Here is a 14847-nt window from a genome sequence, read left to right as displayed (position 1 = left end):
CCAACACCTTCCAGCCCGGGAAATCGCATTCCGATACATTTTCGCCCGGCGGTCTTTACCGGTGCATCTCCGGGAATGCGTTGCCTAAATGTCCGCGGTCTCGATGTCGCAATCGGCGGGAAAGCGCAGTTGCAGGGGTGCGTCGGCCGGGAATTCGGGGTGCAGCACCCCGGCGACGTGTGCGGCGACCTGCTCGCCGGTCAGCCAGTGCGGTTTGGCGGGCTCCTCCGGCGGCCAGTGGCGGGTCACGACCGGGGTCAGGATCGCCACTTCGTGGAGGCGCACGGGGGCGTCGGCGAGTTCCGCGGCGAACGTCCGCAGCAGCATGGTCAGCGCGGCGTCGGCGACCGAGATGGGGCCGGACAACGGAACCGGCCGGAACGCGGCGATCCCGTTGAGGGCGACGTAGGTCCCGCGCAGCACGGGCAGAAACGCTTGCGCCACCAGGAAGTGCGCGGTCAGGTTGTCGTCGATGAGCCGCTGCCAGACGGGGAACGCGACCTCGGTGAGCGGTGGCCCTTCCCACCAGCCGCCGAGCGACGCGACGACCCCGTCCACCCGGCCGGCGCCGTCGACGACCCGGTCACGCACCTCGAGGACGCCGGCCGGGTCGCCGACGTCACCGGGCACGGTGCGCAGCCGGTCGCGATCGGCCTCGGGCAGCGCGGAACGCAACTGCGCCAGGCGGTCCGGTGTCCGGGACGGCACGGTCACCGTGGCGCCGAGCCGCAGCAGCTCCCGCGTCACGGCTTCCCCGACGACTCCGGCCCCGCCGGCGACGACGTACGAACCACCACGGAGATCCACGGCTCAGGTTTCCAGCCGGCGCCGCACCACGTCGCTCGCGTTCTTCCCCGGCACGCCGAACACCCCGCCGCCGGGGCGCGTGCCCGAGCCGCAGAGGAAGAGACCGGGCACGGGCGTGTGGTAGTCGGGGAACCCGGCGACCGGCCGGCCCGCGAACACGTCCAGGGGCGACATCGCGCCGTGGTAGAGGTTTCCGCCGGGCAGGCCGAGTTCGCGTTCGAGGTCGTAGGGGCTGAACACCTTGCGGTCGATGACGGCGGCGCCGAGCCCCGGCAGGTAGCCCTCCACGAACCCGAGCGTGCGGTCGGCGAAGGAGTCGCGGATCTCGTCCCAGGTGGTGCCGCTCAGCGTGTAGGGCACGTACTGCACGAACATGCTCATCACGTACTTGCCGGGGGGCGCGAGGCCGGGGTCGAGCACACTCGGGAACGTGCACTCCACGTGCGGTTCGAGCGGCGGGCGGCCCCGTTTGGCTTCGGCGTGGATCCGGTCCAGGTGGTCCATGGTCGGCGCGATCAGCATCGTCCCGCGGTAGTCCGGGTCGGCGAGGCCGCGCACCGACGGCAGGTGGTCCAGCGCCAGGTGGATCTTCGCGGCGACGCCCTCGTAGTCGCGCCCGGCGACGACGTGCCGGTAGGCGGCGGGCACGGCGTCGGCGTCCAGGAGCCGCAGGAAGGTCGTCCGCGGGTCGGCCGCCGAGACGATCGCCCGCGCGCGGAGCACCCGGCCGTCGCCCAGCTCGACGGCCTGCGCGCCCTCGCGGCCGACTTGGATCCGCGTCACCGGCTGCCCGGTGATGACGTCGCCGCCGTACTCCCGGCAGGCGGCGGCCAGCGCCTGCGTGATGCTGCCCATGCCGCCCTTGACCTGCCCCCACGACGGCCGGCCGGAGTCGGTCGAGCCGAGCTGGTGGTAGAGCAGGAGGTACGCGGTGCCGGGGTCGGACGGGCCCCCGTCGTAGCCGACCGTCCCGTCGGTGCTCAGCGTGACCTTGAGCTCGTCGGACTCGAAGAAGTCGTCGAGCAGGTCCCGCGCGCTGCCGAACAAGGCGAGCGTGAGCCGGCGGAGGTCCTGGTCGGGCAGCTCGGCCGCCGCGGCGAGCGCGGCCTTCAGCGCGGGAACGTCGTCGAACAGCGGGGTGCGGGACGCCCCGGTCAGGAACGGCTCGACGAACTTCCCGAGCCGCTGCATCGTCTGCCCGTACTCGACGTAGGCCTGCGCGTCGCGCGTCGAGAACCGCGCGATCTGGGCGGCGTTGAGGTCGTCGTCGGAGCCCAGCGCGAGCGTGCGCCCGTCCGGGAACAGCGCCGTCACCGCCAGGTCGCGGGGAATGATCTCCAGGCCGTGCTTGGCCAGGCTGAGGTCGTCGACGATTTCTTGGCGGAACAACGCGGTCGCCAGGCTGGCCGTGGAGAACCGGTAGCCGGGGAACAGTTCTTCGGTGACGCAGGCGCCGCCGACGGTGTCCCGGCGCTCGACGATCGCGACCCGGTGGCCCGCCTGCGCGAGGTAGGCCGCGCACACCAGGCCGTTGTGGCCGGCTCCGACGACCACCGCGTCGTACGACTCGTCATCCAGCTTGGAGTTGCTCACGGTCGCGAAATCCCCAATCGAAGCCGACGGACGTGCGAAGCCAGTTGCCGGTCGAATTGTCGCGGCCCCGTTCCGCGCCCCGCATCTTTGAGCTTGCCTGCGCGGACGCGGCCCGTCGCCGACACCGGCGAGCCGCCGAAGTCAAGGCGAAGCGCTCCAGGCAAATAGGTGATTCACGCGATCGGGTGACGACGGTGCCGGTCCTGCTAGCCTGAGGTGGGCGGACGAGCGTCACGGGACGCCCGCTCGCGCGGCAGGCGTGTCACCTATTTCGGGGCGCCTCACGGTTTCGCCCGCGACGCAGGGCGGATCACCGAGCCCGGCCGGCGGCGGGGAGCTTCCGGTAAAGAGCTGTCAACGGCAGCGTCATCCGTCCGTCATGTGGTCCCGCACCATTGGCCGGACCATGATCTCCGTTCCGCCATCCGGCCGTACCGGGAATGGTCCGGTCGCGATAGGTGAACCCACGAAGGGAAAACCATGCGCGCACCTTCGCCGCGAATCCGGGGGGCGAAACCGTTCCGGGGGCGGCGCCTCGTCGTGGCCGCCCTCGCCGGGGTCGCCGTGACGCTGGCCTGCCCGCCGGTGGCGGACGCCCACGTGGCGGCCACTCCGGACACCGTCGCCCCGGGCGAGCCGGCCACGATTTCCTTCCGGGTGCCCAACGAACGCGACGACGCGACGACCGTGCGGCTGGAGGTGCTGTTCCCGGCCGGGCCGGGCATCGGCTCGGCGACCCCGGCGAACCTGCCCGGGTGGAAGATCAGCGTGCACGAGCGGCCGGCCGCCGGGGGCGGGGACGGGATGGCGGGGAAGCCGGTGGCGTCGATCGTGTGGGACGGCGGGACCGTGCCCGCCGGCACGTTCCAGGAGTTCCCCGTGCGGATCGGGGAAGTGCCCGCCGGGGGCCCGCTGGCGTTCCAGGCGCTGCAGACCTATTCGGACGGACAGGTTGTGCGCTGGGCCGATCCCGCGCAGCCGGGGCAGCCCGAGCCGGAGCACCCGGCGCCCGTCGTCACCGTGGCCCCGGTGGCTCCGGCGGCCGCGGCCAAAGTGTCCGATGTGGACGTTCTCGCGCGGGTGCTCGGCGGGGCCGCGCTCGCGGTCGCGCTGGTGGCCGGGGGCGCGGCGTGGCTGCGCGGGCGAGCCGGTGGCCGCCGGTCCGACGCCGCCGGCGAGGTGCCCGAGCGGGAAAAGGTCCAGCTGTAGCCCGACGTGACCGGATGGGGTGTGGCGATGGTGGAGGAGCAGCGGGGCCCGCGCGCCGGTGGTGCCCGGAGCCTGCCGACGGACGCGTTGGAGCAGCTGCGGCGGCAGGCCGTGGCCGCGGTCGGATCGGGGCTGTCGCAGACGCGGGTCGCGAGCATGTTCGGCGTGTCCAGGAAGGCGGTGGGGACCTGGGTGCGGGCCTACGAGTCCGGCGGCGAATCGACGTTGCGGCCCCGGCCCCGCGGCCGCCGGACCGGCGAGCGGCTGGTGCTGTCCGCGGACCAGCAGGCCCGGGTGGTCGAGACCCTGGCGGCCGGGCCGCCCGACGAGACCGGGTTGCCGTGGCTGGTGTGGACGCGCAAGGCCGTTTCCGAGCTGATCGCGCGTGACTGCGGGGTCGTGCTCGCCGGGACGACGGTCGACAAGTACCTGCTGCGGTGGGAACTCCTGGGCCGCGACGGCGAATCGTCCCGGCCGGCCGGCTGCCCGCCGGGGACGTTGCTGGTGACCTGCACCCACCCGCGCGCGCCCGCGGGCACCGGTGGGCTGCACGCGCTGGTCGCCGTCAGCGGCCGCGGCACGCTGCACTTCCTCGCCAGGGACACGCCGTTCACCGGCATCGCCGAGTTCCGGCACCGGCTGCGCATGCAGTGCGGCCGGGACGTCCGGCTGGTCCCGCACCGCTGGCCCGCCTCCCACGCGGCGCTGCTCGACGACGGGGCGGGACCCGGCCGGGACGTCGGGCTGCCGGCCTGAACCGCTGCTCCGAAACCGCCGATCCGGAATCCGGGTCGGCGGTTTTCTTGTGCCGCGGCGTGTTACCCGGGCGTAAACAGTTTTCCCGGTTTCCGGATCGCGGCCGGTGATATCGCCGCGCAGAAGTGCCTCGTTTGCTTTGAAAGGGTTACACGGGAACGACGCCGATCCGGGCGCGTGCTCGTTTCCGTCGCCGCCGGGGTGTCCGGTATTTGCCCGCCGCGGCCGGCCCGCCGGTGCCGCCCCGGATCGCTCGCGAGCGACATAAGCCCTGGTAGGGGCGCTGTGTCGGGCAACGGCAACACCGGCGCAACGAACCGTCCCGCCCGTTTTCGCCGTGCTGGTCAACAAAGTGGTGAACCTGCCACGATGCCGTCGTCTGGGTTTTCCTACCCTGGCACATCCGAACCGCGAATACCTGAGACCGGGCCAAGAGTCCGGCGCCAGAGGAGGCGGCACGTGCGAACCCCACCGTTTCTCGCCGCAGGCACGCTGACCCTCGTCCTGCTGACCGCGACGCCCGCGTTCGCGGCCGAGGCCCCGGCGACGGTGGCCGGCTGCGGGGCCACCGTAACCGGGGAGCCGGGCGCGCAGGTGGCGCTGGCGCCCGCGTCGGTGGCCGAACCCGTGGTGTCCGCGCTCTCCGGGCTGGACCCGCTGGGCGTGCTGACGGGGACGTTCCGGTCGATCTGGGCGACCACGGCGCCCATCCCGGTGGGGACCGTCCCCGCCGGCCAGGCCGAGATCCCGGGGACCCGGATCGCGGACGCGGTGATCACGCGCCTCGGCGAGCTGCCGGTGCTCGCCCCGGTGCTGGCCCCGCTGGTGGCCACGGTGCGCGGCTCGCTCAGCGCGCTCTGCGGCATCCTCGTGCGCGGCGAGGTCCCGGGTCTCCCGCCGGGCGCCACCCCGGCCCCGCCCGCGGATCCCGCGCCACCGGGCACGATCGGTACTTCGCCGGGCGGCGGCACGCCGATCGCGGGGCGGCAGTGGACGGTCGCGGCCGTGCCCGGCGCGACCGCGGGCGGCGGCGCGGTGTTCGGCACGCCGATCCCGGGACAGCTGCCGGGAGCCGACTTCCCGGTGCCGGCCGGTTCGGGGATGCCGCAGGCGGCCGGTGGCCCGCCGGTGGTGATCGACACGCGGCGCTCGGCCGGGTCGGCGGAGGCGCTGGCCGCTCCGCGGGGCGACCAGCTCTCCTGGCCGGTCCTGGTGGCGATCCTGCTGCTGGCCGGGGTGAGCGCGCAGCTGGTGCGCCGGTGGGGTTTCCGCGCGTCTCGCTGACAGTCGGGTCGCGAAGTTCGTTACCGCCCGATTACGGCGTTCTCCGCAGGAGGGATGCGGCGGTGACATCCCGTTCACGAGAGGAAGTTCCCCACGAACAGCACAGCTGCCACCATTCGGGACTTGACCGTGACCGGCCGTGACGCGCGCAGTCTTTCGGCGGACGCCCTCGAAGAGCTCCGGCGGCGGGCCGTCGCGGCCGTCGAAGCGGGCGTGACGCGGGCGGAGGTCGCCCGCCTGTTCGGGGTCTCGCGCAAGACCGTGGGCGCCTGGGTCGCGGCCTACCAGCACAAGGGCGACGAGGCCTTCCGCCCCCGGCGGCGGGGGCGGCGGCCCGGTGAGCAGTTCGCGCTGACGGCCGCGCAGCAGGCGTGGCTGGTGCGGACGATCGTGGCGGGCCCGCCCGAGGCGTGCGGGCTGCCGCACCGGCTCTGGACCCGGCAGGCGATCGCCGAGCTGGTCCGCCGGGAGTTCGGCATCCTGATCAGCTCGACGACCGTGTCGCAGTACCTGACCCGCTGGGGCCTGGTCGAGGAGCGCCGGTTGCTGGAGATGCGGCGCGGTCCGGTGCCGTCGGGCCGTCCCGGGGAAACCCGGCCGGGCACCGACTGGATCGCGGACGCGGAGGTGCTCTGGCTGGCCTGGACGCGGCCGCACACGCCGGTCGATCCGCGCCGGGGCCCGGTCGCCGGCAAGCAGAACCTGCTGACCGGTTTCCGCGACCACTTCGGTGACGTCAACCTCCTGCTGGCCCTTTCCCAGCGCGGGATGGTGTTCCTGCTGGCGCAGCGCGGGGCGTTCGACGCGCGGCAGGCGGAAGAGTTCCTGACGCGGCTGACCGGTCAGTTCGGCCGGGGACTCAACATCGTCGTCCGCGAGTGGCCCGTCCAGTACGACGAAATGCTGCGGGACTGGCCGCGACCGCGCCCCGGCCTGCTGTCGGTGCGCTTCGCGCTCGGCTAGCCGGCTTTCTCCGTGGAATGACCCTTATTGCGGTGCCGACAGAAACGAGTAGTATTTGACAACAGAGCCGACTTGGGGTCGCCGGAAAAACCTCACCGCCCCCGCCGCGTGCCGTGAAAACGGCGATACGCGGAATTCATTTCCCAGCCATGCCACTGTTTCCGGCGCTGGTTTGACTTGTTCTGCGAACCGACGCGGACAACCGGGAGAGCCATGACCGTCGACACCCTTCCTTCGGCCGACCTCGACCTAGAAGTGCTGCTGGCGCACAAGGAGACGATCGCCGACGGCGTCGTCCGGCTGGTGTTCCGCCACCCCGCCGGCGACCGGCTGCCGCCGTGGGCGCCGGGCGCCCACGTGGATTTGCTGCTGCGGCCGGACATCGTCCGCCAGTACTCCCTCTGCGGCGACCCCGCCGACCGCTCGGTGCTGGAAGTCGCCGTGCTGCGCGAGCGCGCCGGGCGCGGGGGATCCGCGTTCGTGCACGACGCGCTGCTCCCGGGTGACCGGGTCCGGATCCGCGGTCCCCGCAACCACTTCCCGTTCGAGCACGCCGAGCGGTACCTGTTCATCGCGGGCGGGATCGGCATCACGCCGGTGGTCCCGATGCTCGCGGCGGCCGACGCGAGCGGCGCCGACTGGCAGCTGGTCTACGGCGGGCGGTCGCGCCCATCGATGGCGTTCGCCGCGCGGCTGCGGGAGCGGTACGGCGACCGGGTGGTGGTGTGGCCGCGGGACGAAGGGGGACTGCTCGACGTGCCGGGGGTGCTGGCCACGGCGTTCGCCGGCACCGCGGTCTACTGCTGCGGGCCCGAGCCGCTGCTGGCGGTGACCGAGGAGGTCTGCGCCCGGCGCCCGGACCTGACTCTCCACGTGGAACGGTTCTCGCCCAGGGAGGTCACCGGCGCGGTGACCGGGTTCGACGTCGAACTCGCCCGGTCGGGGCTGACGCTGACGGTGCCCGCCGACCGGTCGATCCTCGAAGTGGCCGAAGACGCCGGGGTGCCGGTGCTGTCGTCGTGCCGCGAAGGCACGTGCGGCACGTGCGAAACCCCGGTGCTCGGCGGGGTTCCCGACCACCGCGACTCGCTGCTCACCACCGAGGAGCAGGCCGCGAACGAAACGATGATGATCTGCGTGTCCCGCTCCTGCGGCCGGAAGCTGGTACTGGACCTCTGACATGCCCGTGACGACGACGAAAATCGGCACCTGGGCGGCGGCTCTCCTAGCCGCCGCGTCCTGCGGCTGGGCACTGTGGACGGTGGCGGGCCACCTCGGCGACGTGCCGCGGCCGCCGGTCACCCAGGTCGCCGCCCCGCGCCCGACCGTCCCGATCGATGCCTCGCCCACCTCGCCCACGCCGGCCGGCCCGCCTCCCGCGCCGCCGGCCCCGACGTCGTCCCCGGCGGTGCCGGGGCCGGATCCCACCATCCCCGGCGGCCCCGTGGTGACCGGAAGCTTTCCCGCGGCGCCGCCCGCGACGCCCGAGCAGCCGGCGCCGACCGGGGAATACCCGCCGTTGCCGGGGGATCCGCCACTGCCGCCGTCGTCGCCGCCCCCGACGGAAACCTCGCCGGCGCCCGCGCCGCCGGAGCCGACCGAGCCACCGGTCACCGAACCCCCGCCGCCCCCGCCCGCTCCGGAATGCGATTCGAGCGGATTGCTGGGTCCATTGCTCTGCACCGTGCTCGGTCTGCTCGGCTGACCGCGGGGAAGTATTAAAAGCAAACACTTCGAGCCCTTTTGATGACTCTATTCCTCACCGTGGAAATGTGTTTGCACGCCGAATATTTCACGTCTCGTTAACAGCGGAAATCCGAGTTGCCCCCGTTCTTCGTGATTCACTTTCTCTCGTTCGGACGGCCCGATTCCCGGCGGGCCGGACAGAAACAGGAAGGAAGCCCATGTCCCCAGAAGCTCCGCCAGGAGCCCGCACGAGGCGGCGTCGCGCCAAGTCGGCGGTCACGGTCACGCTCGCGGTCGCCACCCTCGGCGCCTCCGCGGTGGCCGCGGTCCCGGCCTCGGCGCAGCAGCCCATCGGGGTCGGTCCCGTGCCGATCACGTTCCACATGAAGGACGACAACGGCAAGTGGTTCGACTCCGGGCTGAACCTGTTCGGAGACCAGTCGCTGGCCGTGGCGGAGCTGCCGCGGCTCGGCACGCTGGGCGGCCTGACGACCGGGGGTGAGCTGTCCAGCCTCCTGAACTCCGACCTCGCCGGCGCGGTCGGGAACCTGACGCAGAACCTCCTCGGCCAGGTCCCGCTGCTCGGTTCGCTCGGTGGCGAGCTGGGGAAGGCGCTGAACCTCGACAGCACGCTGTCGGCGGTCAAGTCGATCGGGGCCACCAACCGGCAGGCGGCCCCGGCGGCCCTCAAAGCGGAAAACCTGCTCGGGCAGTTCGCCCAGCAGCTGACCACGATGCGGGCCGACCAGCCGCTCAACCTGAGCTCGCTGCCGGTCGGCCTGGACCTGCAGGGCGCGCTGAACGACCTCGCCCAGTTCGCCGTCAAGGGCCCGCCGGTGACGGTGAACTTCGTGGTCGACCCCAAGGAGTCGACCGGTGCCCGCGACCCGATGGGCCTGATCGCTCCCGAAGGCGCCGAGGGTTTCCCGTACGACATGCCCGGTGGCGCGTTCTTCGGCCAGCGGTCGATCCAGCTGACCGAGCCCGGCCTGTACGCGTTCACCGACATGGTGACGCCGTACATGCTCGGCGCGGTGGTGGTCGACGACCCGCTCACCATCGGCCTCGACTTCGGCAAGGCGTCGATGGTGAACTCGCGCAACCTCGTCGTCCCGACCAACTCCGACATCGTCAACCGGCTGGTGAACACGTTCTTCAACATCACCAACCCGAACAACTGGCAGCAGTTCAAGCCGGACTCGGAGAACAGCTTCAACGCGATCCAGCCGCCGGTGCCGATCCTGCAGTACGACGCCGCGGGCAACCCGGTGCTGATCCCGAACCTGGACGCCTACTTCGACAAGAAGTTCTCGTACCCCAAGACGTTGTCGAAGGGCAACCAGCTCCCCGCGACGCCGGGCGTCGGCGAGGTGTGGGTCGACACCGAGGTCGAGGAGTGGGCCGGCAAGAAGGCGGTCGGTTCGGCCACGAAGGTCAACGTGGCGAACTGGACGGTCGACCGCAAGATCGGCGCCCCGTCGATCAACATGAACAACCCGCACAACATGTGGACCGACAAGGAGTACAAGTACCTCTACCAAACGGAGTGGTTCTCCAACAAGGTCGACGTGTTCGACCGGGAGACGGGTGAGTTCGTCCGCCAGACCCAGGTCGGGCAGAACCCGGCGCACGTGATGACGGAGCCGGGAAGCGACAAGCTCGTCATCGGCATCAACGCCGGCAACGAGGTCGTCGAGCTGGCGCCGGGCGGCACGAACGTGCTCCGGAAGATCACGGTCAGCCCGACCGGCGAGGTCCGGCACCCGCACGCCCACTGGACCAGTTCGGACGGCAAGACCGTGGTGACGCCGAACGTGCTGACCAACAACGCGTCGGTGATCGACATGCCGACCGGCACGGTCCGGACCGAGAAGACGGGCCAGTTCCCGATCGCCTCGAGCATGACCCCGGACTCCTCGAAGTTCTACACGGCGGACTTCCTCGGCGAATCGATCACGTGCGTTTCGCTCGCGCAGGCCGCCTGCGCGGACAACGGGCAGAAGGTGCACAGCAAGACGATCGACCTGTGGGCGAACTACAGCCCGCAGGACGGCCCGAAGAGCGGCGCGCCGTTCGGCGGCCTGACGATCCAGCTGCCGGTCAGCCCGGACGGCAAGGCGATGCTCGCGGCGAACGTGCTGTCCCAGACGGTCACGGTCATCGACCCGAGGACCGACAAGATCGTCAAGGACCTGCCGTGCACGGCGGGCTGCCACGGCATCAACTTCGGTGCCAAGAAGGGCGGTGGCTACTACGCCTACGTGTCGAACAAGTTCTCCAACGTCATGCAGATCATCGACGTCGACCCGAACGGCGACGGCGCCATCGACGACGCGAAGGTGGCGGGCCAGCTGACGCTCGACCCGACGGCGACGACCAAGATGGACGGTTCGATCTCCGGGAAGGCGGGCTACGGCGGCCAGGGCGTGCTGGCCGTTCCGCTGGTCTACAACGGATGGGTCCAGCAGAACCAGGGGAGCTGGCGGTCGCAGTTGACCTGCCGGCAGCTCAACCCCATCGCCGCAGCCGCCTGCTGACACACACGGCACTGGTCCGGGGCCGGGACCCCCACCCGGCCCCGGACCACACCGTCGGAGGAGATCCCCATGGCGCACCGCCTTCCCCGCACCCTGTTCGCGTTGCTCACGGCCGCGCTCGGCGTGCTGGTGCTGGCCCCGCCCGCGGCGGCCCAGGTGTCCATCGTGCCCGACCGCGTCGACGGCGGTGGCACGCACACCTTCGCCTTCCGGGTGGCCAACGAGCGCACCGACACGAAGTCCACCCGGCTCGAACTGGTCTTCCCGCCGACCCCGCCGGTCGCCTACGTCAAGGTCGACCCGGCACCGGGCTGGACCGCGACCGTCCGCCCGCGGCCGCTGAACCCGCCGATCGAGATCGGCGGCAAGGTGGTCCGCGAGGTCGCGGACGCCCTCGTCGTCGAAGGCGGTGCGGTCGCGCCGAAGCAGTTCGAGCAGTTCCTCGTCACCATGGGCCCGCTGCCCGCCGACGGGCGGCTGCTGTTCGAAGCGACGCAGAACTTCGCCAACGGGACGGTCGCGCACTGGAACCAGGCGACGTCGCCCGCTCCCGCGATCACCTTCGGCACCGGGCCGGTCGCCCCCGCGGCCGAAGCCGGTGCGCAGCAGCAGCTTCCGGCCGCCGCCGACGGTGCCGCCGCTCCCGTGGACCAGGTCCCGCCGACCACCGGCGGGCCGCCGTTCGCCGTGCTGTGGGGCGCTTTCGGCCTCGCGCTCGTCCTGATCGCGGTGGTCGGGTACCGGGCCCACCGCCGCCGGCTGCGCCGGCCCGCCGCGGAACCCGCGCCCGAACGCGCGGAGGTGGGCGTCGAATGACGGCGGTGAAAGACCGGCCCCGCGTCGCGGCCACGCGCCCCCGCGGCGGGGCCGGGCGGTTCGCCGCGCTGCTGCTCCTGGTTGCCGCGTGCTGGGGCACACTGCTCGCCACGACCCCGAGCGCGACCGGCGACCCGGTGCTCGTGACGACGTCCCCGGGCAACACCGAGGTGGTCAAGTCGCCCGACGCCGTCGTGCTGGCCTTCGACCGCCCGGTCCCGGCCGCGCTGGCCACCGTGCGCATCCTCGACCCCGGCGGCGGCCAGGTGGTCTTCACCCGGCCGTCCCACCCGGACGGCCGGGACGACACCATCGCCGTACCCATGCCCGCGGAGCGCCACGAAGGCACGTACGCGGTGGCGTGGACCGTGCCGTCGAGCCGCCTGGAGCCCGTCAGCGGCTCCTTCACCTTCGACGTGTCGTACCCGATCCAGCCCGACGGCGTCCCCGAGATCGAGACCACGCGCGACCCGCTCGTGACGGCCGTCCACCTGACGGCCCGCACGCTCGCGGTCGCGGCCATGGTGCTCCTGACCGGTCTCGCGTTCTTCGCCGCGGCGATCGGGCCCGCCACCGCGCGGGCCCGGGCCACCCGCAGGGTGGTCAAGACCACGTGGTGGCTGCTGACCGCGAGCACACTCCTCGCCCTGCTGTCAGCCGGCCCGTACGCGGCCTGGGTACCGTGGCGCAACGCGTTCGACCCCCGGCTCCTGACGGCCGCGTTCGAGTCGGACGCCGGCGGCGCGTTGCTCGCCCGCCTGGCCACGCTCGTGCCGGCCGCGCTCGGCCTCGCCCTGCTGCTGAGGACCGAGCCCGCGACCACGGCGGCAGACCGCAGGCTGCGCGGAGCGGCGGTGCTGGGCTGCGCGTCCGCGGTCCTCGCCACGTGGACGTTCGCGGACCCCCGGCCGTCCGGCGCACCGTCATTTCTGGCGCTCGCGGCGGACATCGCCCTCCTCACCGCCCTCGCCGTCCCGGCCGGCGGCCTGGTGCTGCTGCGGTACCCGGTCGCCCGCCACCGCCACCCGGTGTCCCGGTTCGCACACGCGGTGGCGGCCTGCGCGGCCCTGCTCGCCATCGCCGGAACCGCCCAGTCGTGGTCCGGCCACCGCCTGGGCTGGCTCCCCGGCGGTGCTCTCGTGCTGGCGGTGCTCCTGGCCGTGGTCGCGTGGTTCGTTTCCCGGCGTCTGGGGAAGGAGCGGTTCGGCCGTCCGCTGATCGCGCTGGCGGCTGCTGCCGTGGTGGTGGCTGTCGCCGTGGCGTGGCTCGGCCACCGCCTGGGCTGGCTCCCCGGCGGTGCTCTCGTGCTGGCGGTGCTCCTCGCCGTGGTCGCGTGGCTCGTCCCCCGCCGTCCGCCGAAGGAGCGGTTCGGCCGTCCGTTGATCGCGCTGGCGGGAGCCGCGGTGGTGGTCACCGCCGCCACCGCGACACTGGTCGCGCTCGACCCCGGCCAGAGCGCGCACGCGGCGGGCCCGGCGGGCCAGGCCCCCGCGGCGATCCGGCAGCAGGCCGCACCGGCGCGGCTGACCTCCGAGACCGGCGCGCTGGACCTGGTCGTCATCCCGGCCGCGGACCGGCTCGACGTGCGCGTCTCGGTGCTCGGCGCGCACCGCGCCGACACCACCGTGACCACCGCGCTCGGCCGCGGGAACCGGACCACGCCGGTGCCCCTCGACCACGCCGGCACCGGCTACTGGACGGGCTGGGCGACGGTGCCCGAGCGCGGCCGGTGGGAGCTCGCCCTGACGCTGCGGGCCGGTGACGGCAGCACCCGAACGGTCACGCAACCCATCGACGTGCGATGACCGCCCCCACCAGCCGCCCGGGAGCCGCCTTGTCTTCGCCCCCCACCGTCCCCGCGCACCGGGCCACCCGGCCGTCACCCCGGCCCCGCCTGAGCACCGTCCTGCAGCTCGTCTCCCGCCGGCTGCACTTCCTGGCGGGCATCGTGGTCGCGCCGTTCCTCGCGGTGCTGTGCCTGACCGGGCTCGTCTACGTGTTCAGCCCCCAGATCCACGACAGCCTCTACCACTCCGACCTGTACGTGAACCAGGTCGCCGAGACGCGGCGCCCGCTCGCCGAACAGGTCCGCGCGGCCCTCACGGCGCACCCGGAGGCAACGCTCAAGTCGGTCCTCACCCCGCCCGCCGCCGACCGCACCACCCGCGTGGTGCTGACGGTGCCCGGGCCGGCCGGACCCGCGGACCGCACGGTGTTCGTCGACCCGTACACCGCGCTCATCAACGGCGAGCTGACCACGGTCGAGAACCGCCTGCCCGCGAACACGTGGTTGCGCCAGCTGCACGGCAACCTGCAGCTGGGCGCACCGGGCCGGCTCTACGCCGAGCTCGCCGCGAGCTGGGTACCCCTGGTCGCGGTGGGCGGCCTGGTGCTGTGGCTGGCCCGCACCCGCCGCAAACGCCCCCTGCGCGAAGTCCTCCTGCCGTCCACAAAGGACAAAACGGGCTGGACCCGCCTGCGCGCGATCCACGGCACCGCCGGCCTGTGGCTCACCGCGGGTCTGGTCCTCGTCGCCCTGACCGGTCTCACCATGACCCAGTTCGCGGGCGGCCGCCCGGACCCGGCGACCGACCCGCTCCACCTGAGAGCCCCGGTCCTGGCCGCGGCCCCGGTCCCGGTCCCACCCGGAGCCCAGCCGATCGGCATCGACCGCGCACTGGCGACCGCGGAGTCCGCGGGCCTGAGCGGCGAGCTGGCACTGGTCCCGCCATCGAGCCCGGAGTCACCCTTCACCGCCACGGAACTCACGGAAGGCCTGCCGATCCACCGCGGCGCCATCACGATCGACCCGTACACGGCGGAGGTGACCGAGCGCATCGGCTGGACCGACTATTCACTGGCGGCCAAGCTAGGCACGTTGGGCACGCAGTTCCACACCGGCACCCTGTTCGGCCTCGCGAACCAGATCATCCTGGCCCTCCTGGCGGCGGCGACCCTCGTCCTGCTCGCCCTCGGCTACCGAATGTGGTGGATCCACAACCCGTACCGGGGCCGCTGGGCCTCGTTGCCACGCCCGGTGTGGCGCCAGCTGGCGGGCGTCCCGCTGATGGTGATCCTGCTGGGGATCGCGGCACTGGCCTGGGTGCTGCCATTGGTCGGGGCGAGCCTGCTGGTGTTCCTGGCCGTGGACGCACTGCTGAGCCGCTTCAAACGACGCTCGGCGTAGCTGCGGGAG

The 14847-nt window shown here is 72.7% G+C and carries 12 protein-coding genes; 10 read left to right on the top strand and 2 right to left on the bottom strand.

What is annotated here, in order from left to right; genetic code table 11:
- Window positions 1–84 precede the first annotated feature (84 nt).
- Together AB5J73_RS01130 and AB5J73_RS01125 are read right to left on the bottom strand one after the other, a co-directional pair.
- Window positions 85–807, bottom strand: a complete 723-nt coding sequence (locus tag AB5J73_RS01130; RefSeq protein ID WP_370967172.1) for an SDR family NAD(P)-dependent oxidoreductase — start codon at window positions 805–807, stop codon at window positions 85–87.
- Between the two features lie 3 nt (window positions 808–810).
- Window positions 811–2400: a phytoene desaturase family protein gene (locus AB5J73_RS01125; protein ID WP_370967170.1), complete on the bottom strand. Its 1590-nt coding sequence runs from the start codon at window positions 2398–2400 to the stop codon at window positions 811–813.
- 480 nt (window positions 2401–2880) lie between these two features.
- Here AB5J73_RS01125 and AB5J73_RS01120 point away from each other — a divergent pair, with 480 nt between their 5' ends.
- From AB5J73_RS01120 to AB5J73_RS01075, 10 genes are all read left to right on the top strand, one after another.
- Window positions 2881–3609 (top strand): YcnI family protein, encoded by a 729-nt coding sequence (locus tag AB5J73_RS01120; protein WP_370967168.1) that lies wholly within the window; start codon window positions 2881–2883, stop codon window positions 3607–3609.
- A 27-nt stretch (window positions 3610–3636) separates the two neighbouring features.
- Window positions 3637–4365: a helix-turn-helix domain-containing protein gene (locus tag AB5J73_RS01115; RefSeq protein WP_370967166.1), complete on the top strand. Its 729-nt coding sequence runs from the start codon at window positions 3637–3639 to the stop codon at window positions 4363–4365.
- Between the two features lie 459 nt (window positions 4366–4824).
- Window positions 4825–5649 carry a hypothetical protein gene (locus AB5J73_RS01110; RefSeq protein WP_370967164.1) on the top strand — a complete coding sequence of 275 codons (825 nt, stop codon included), beginning with the start codon at window positions 4825–4827 and terminating at the stop codon, window positions 5647–5649.
- A gap of 129 nt (window positions 5650–5778) precedes the next feature.
- Window positions 5779–6612 carry a helix-turn-helix domain-containing protein gene (locus tag AB5J73_RS01105; protein WP_370972847.1) on the top strand — a complete coding sequence of 278 codons (834 nt, stop codon included), beginning with the start codon at window positions 5779–5781 and terminating at the stop codon, window positions 6610–6612.
- Window positions 6613–6825: 213 nt separating this feature from the next.
- Window positions 6826–7791 carry a 2Fe-2S iron-sulfur cluster-binding protein gene (locus AB5J73_RS01100; RefSeq protein WP_370967162.1) on the top strand — a complete coding sequence of 322 codons (966 nt, stop codon included), beginning with the start codon at window positions 6826–6828 and terminating at the stop codon, window positions 7789–7791.
- A 7-nt stretch (window positions 7792–7798) separates the two neighbouring features.
- The gene (locus tag AB5J73_RS01095) at window positions 7799–8317 is read left to right on the top strand and encodes a hypothetical protein (RefSeq protein WP_370967160.1); all 519 of its coding nucleotides are present in this window, start codon (window positions 7799–7801) and stop codon (window positions 8315–8317) included.
- Between the two features lie 199 nt (window positions 8318–8516).
- Window positions 8517–10835, top strand: coding sequence for a YncE family protein (locus tag AB5J73_RS01090; RefSeq protein WP_370967158.1), 2319 nt, complete (start codon window positions 8517–8519; stop codon window positions 10833–10835).
- A 69-nt stretch (window positions 10836–10904) separates the two neighbouring features.
- Window positions 10905–11651 carry a DUF1775 domain-containing protein gene (locus AB5J73_RS01085; RefSeq protein ID WP_370967156.1) on the top strand — a complete coding sequence of 249 codons (747 nt, stop codon included), beginning with the start codon at window positions 10905–10907 and terminating at the stop codon, window positions 11649–11651.
- Complete coding sequence (locus AB5J73_RS01080; RefSeq protein ID WP_370967154.1) at window positions 11648–13456, top strand: copper resistance protein CopC; 1809 nt, start codon at window positions 11648–11650, stop codon at window positions 13454–13456. The genes AB5J73_RS01085 and AB5J73_RS01080 overlap by 4 nt, the downstream gene beginning before the upstream one ends.
- A 29-nt stretch (window positions 13457–13485) precedes the next feature.
- Window positions 13486–14838: a PepSY-associated TM helix domain-containing protein gene (locus tag AB5J73_RS01075; RefSeq protein ID WP_370967152.1), complete on the top strand. Its 1353-nt coding sequence runs from the start codon at window positions 13486–13488 to the stop codon at window positions 14836–14838.
- Window positions 14839–14847: the final 9 nt, after the last annotated feature.

Source organism: Amycolatopsis sp. cg9 (assembly GCF_041346945.1).
In the GTDB taxonomy this organism is placed as follows: domain Bacteria; phylum Actinomycetota; class Actinomycetes; order Mycobacteriales; family Pseudonocardiaceae; genus Amycolatopsis.
The sequence above is the reverse complement of the archived record's forward strand: the minus strand, read 5'-3'. Positions and strand labels throughout refer to the sequence as shown.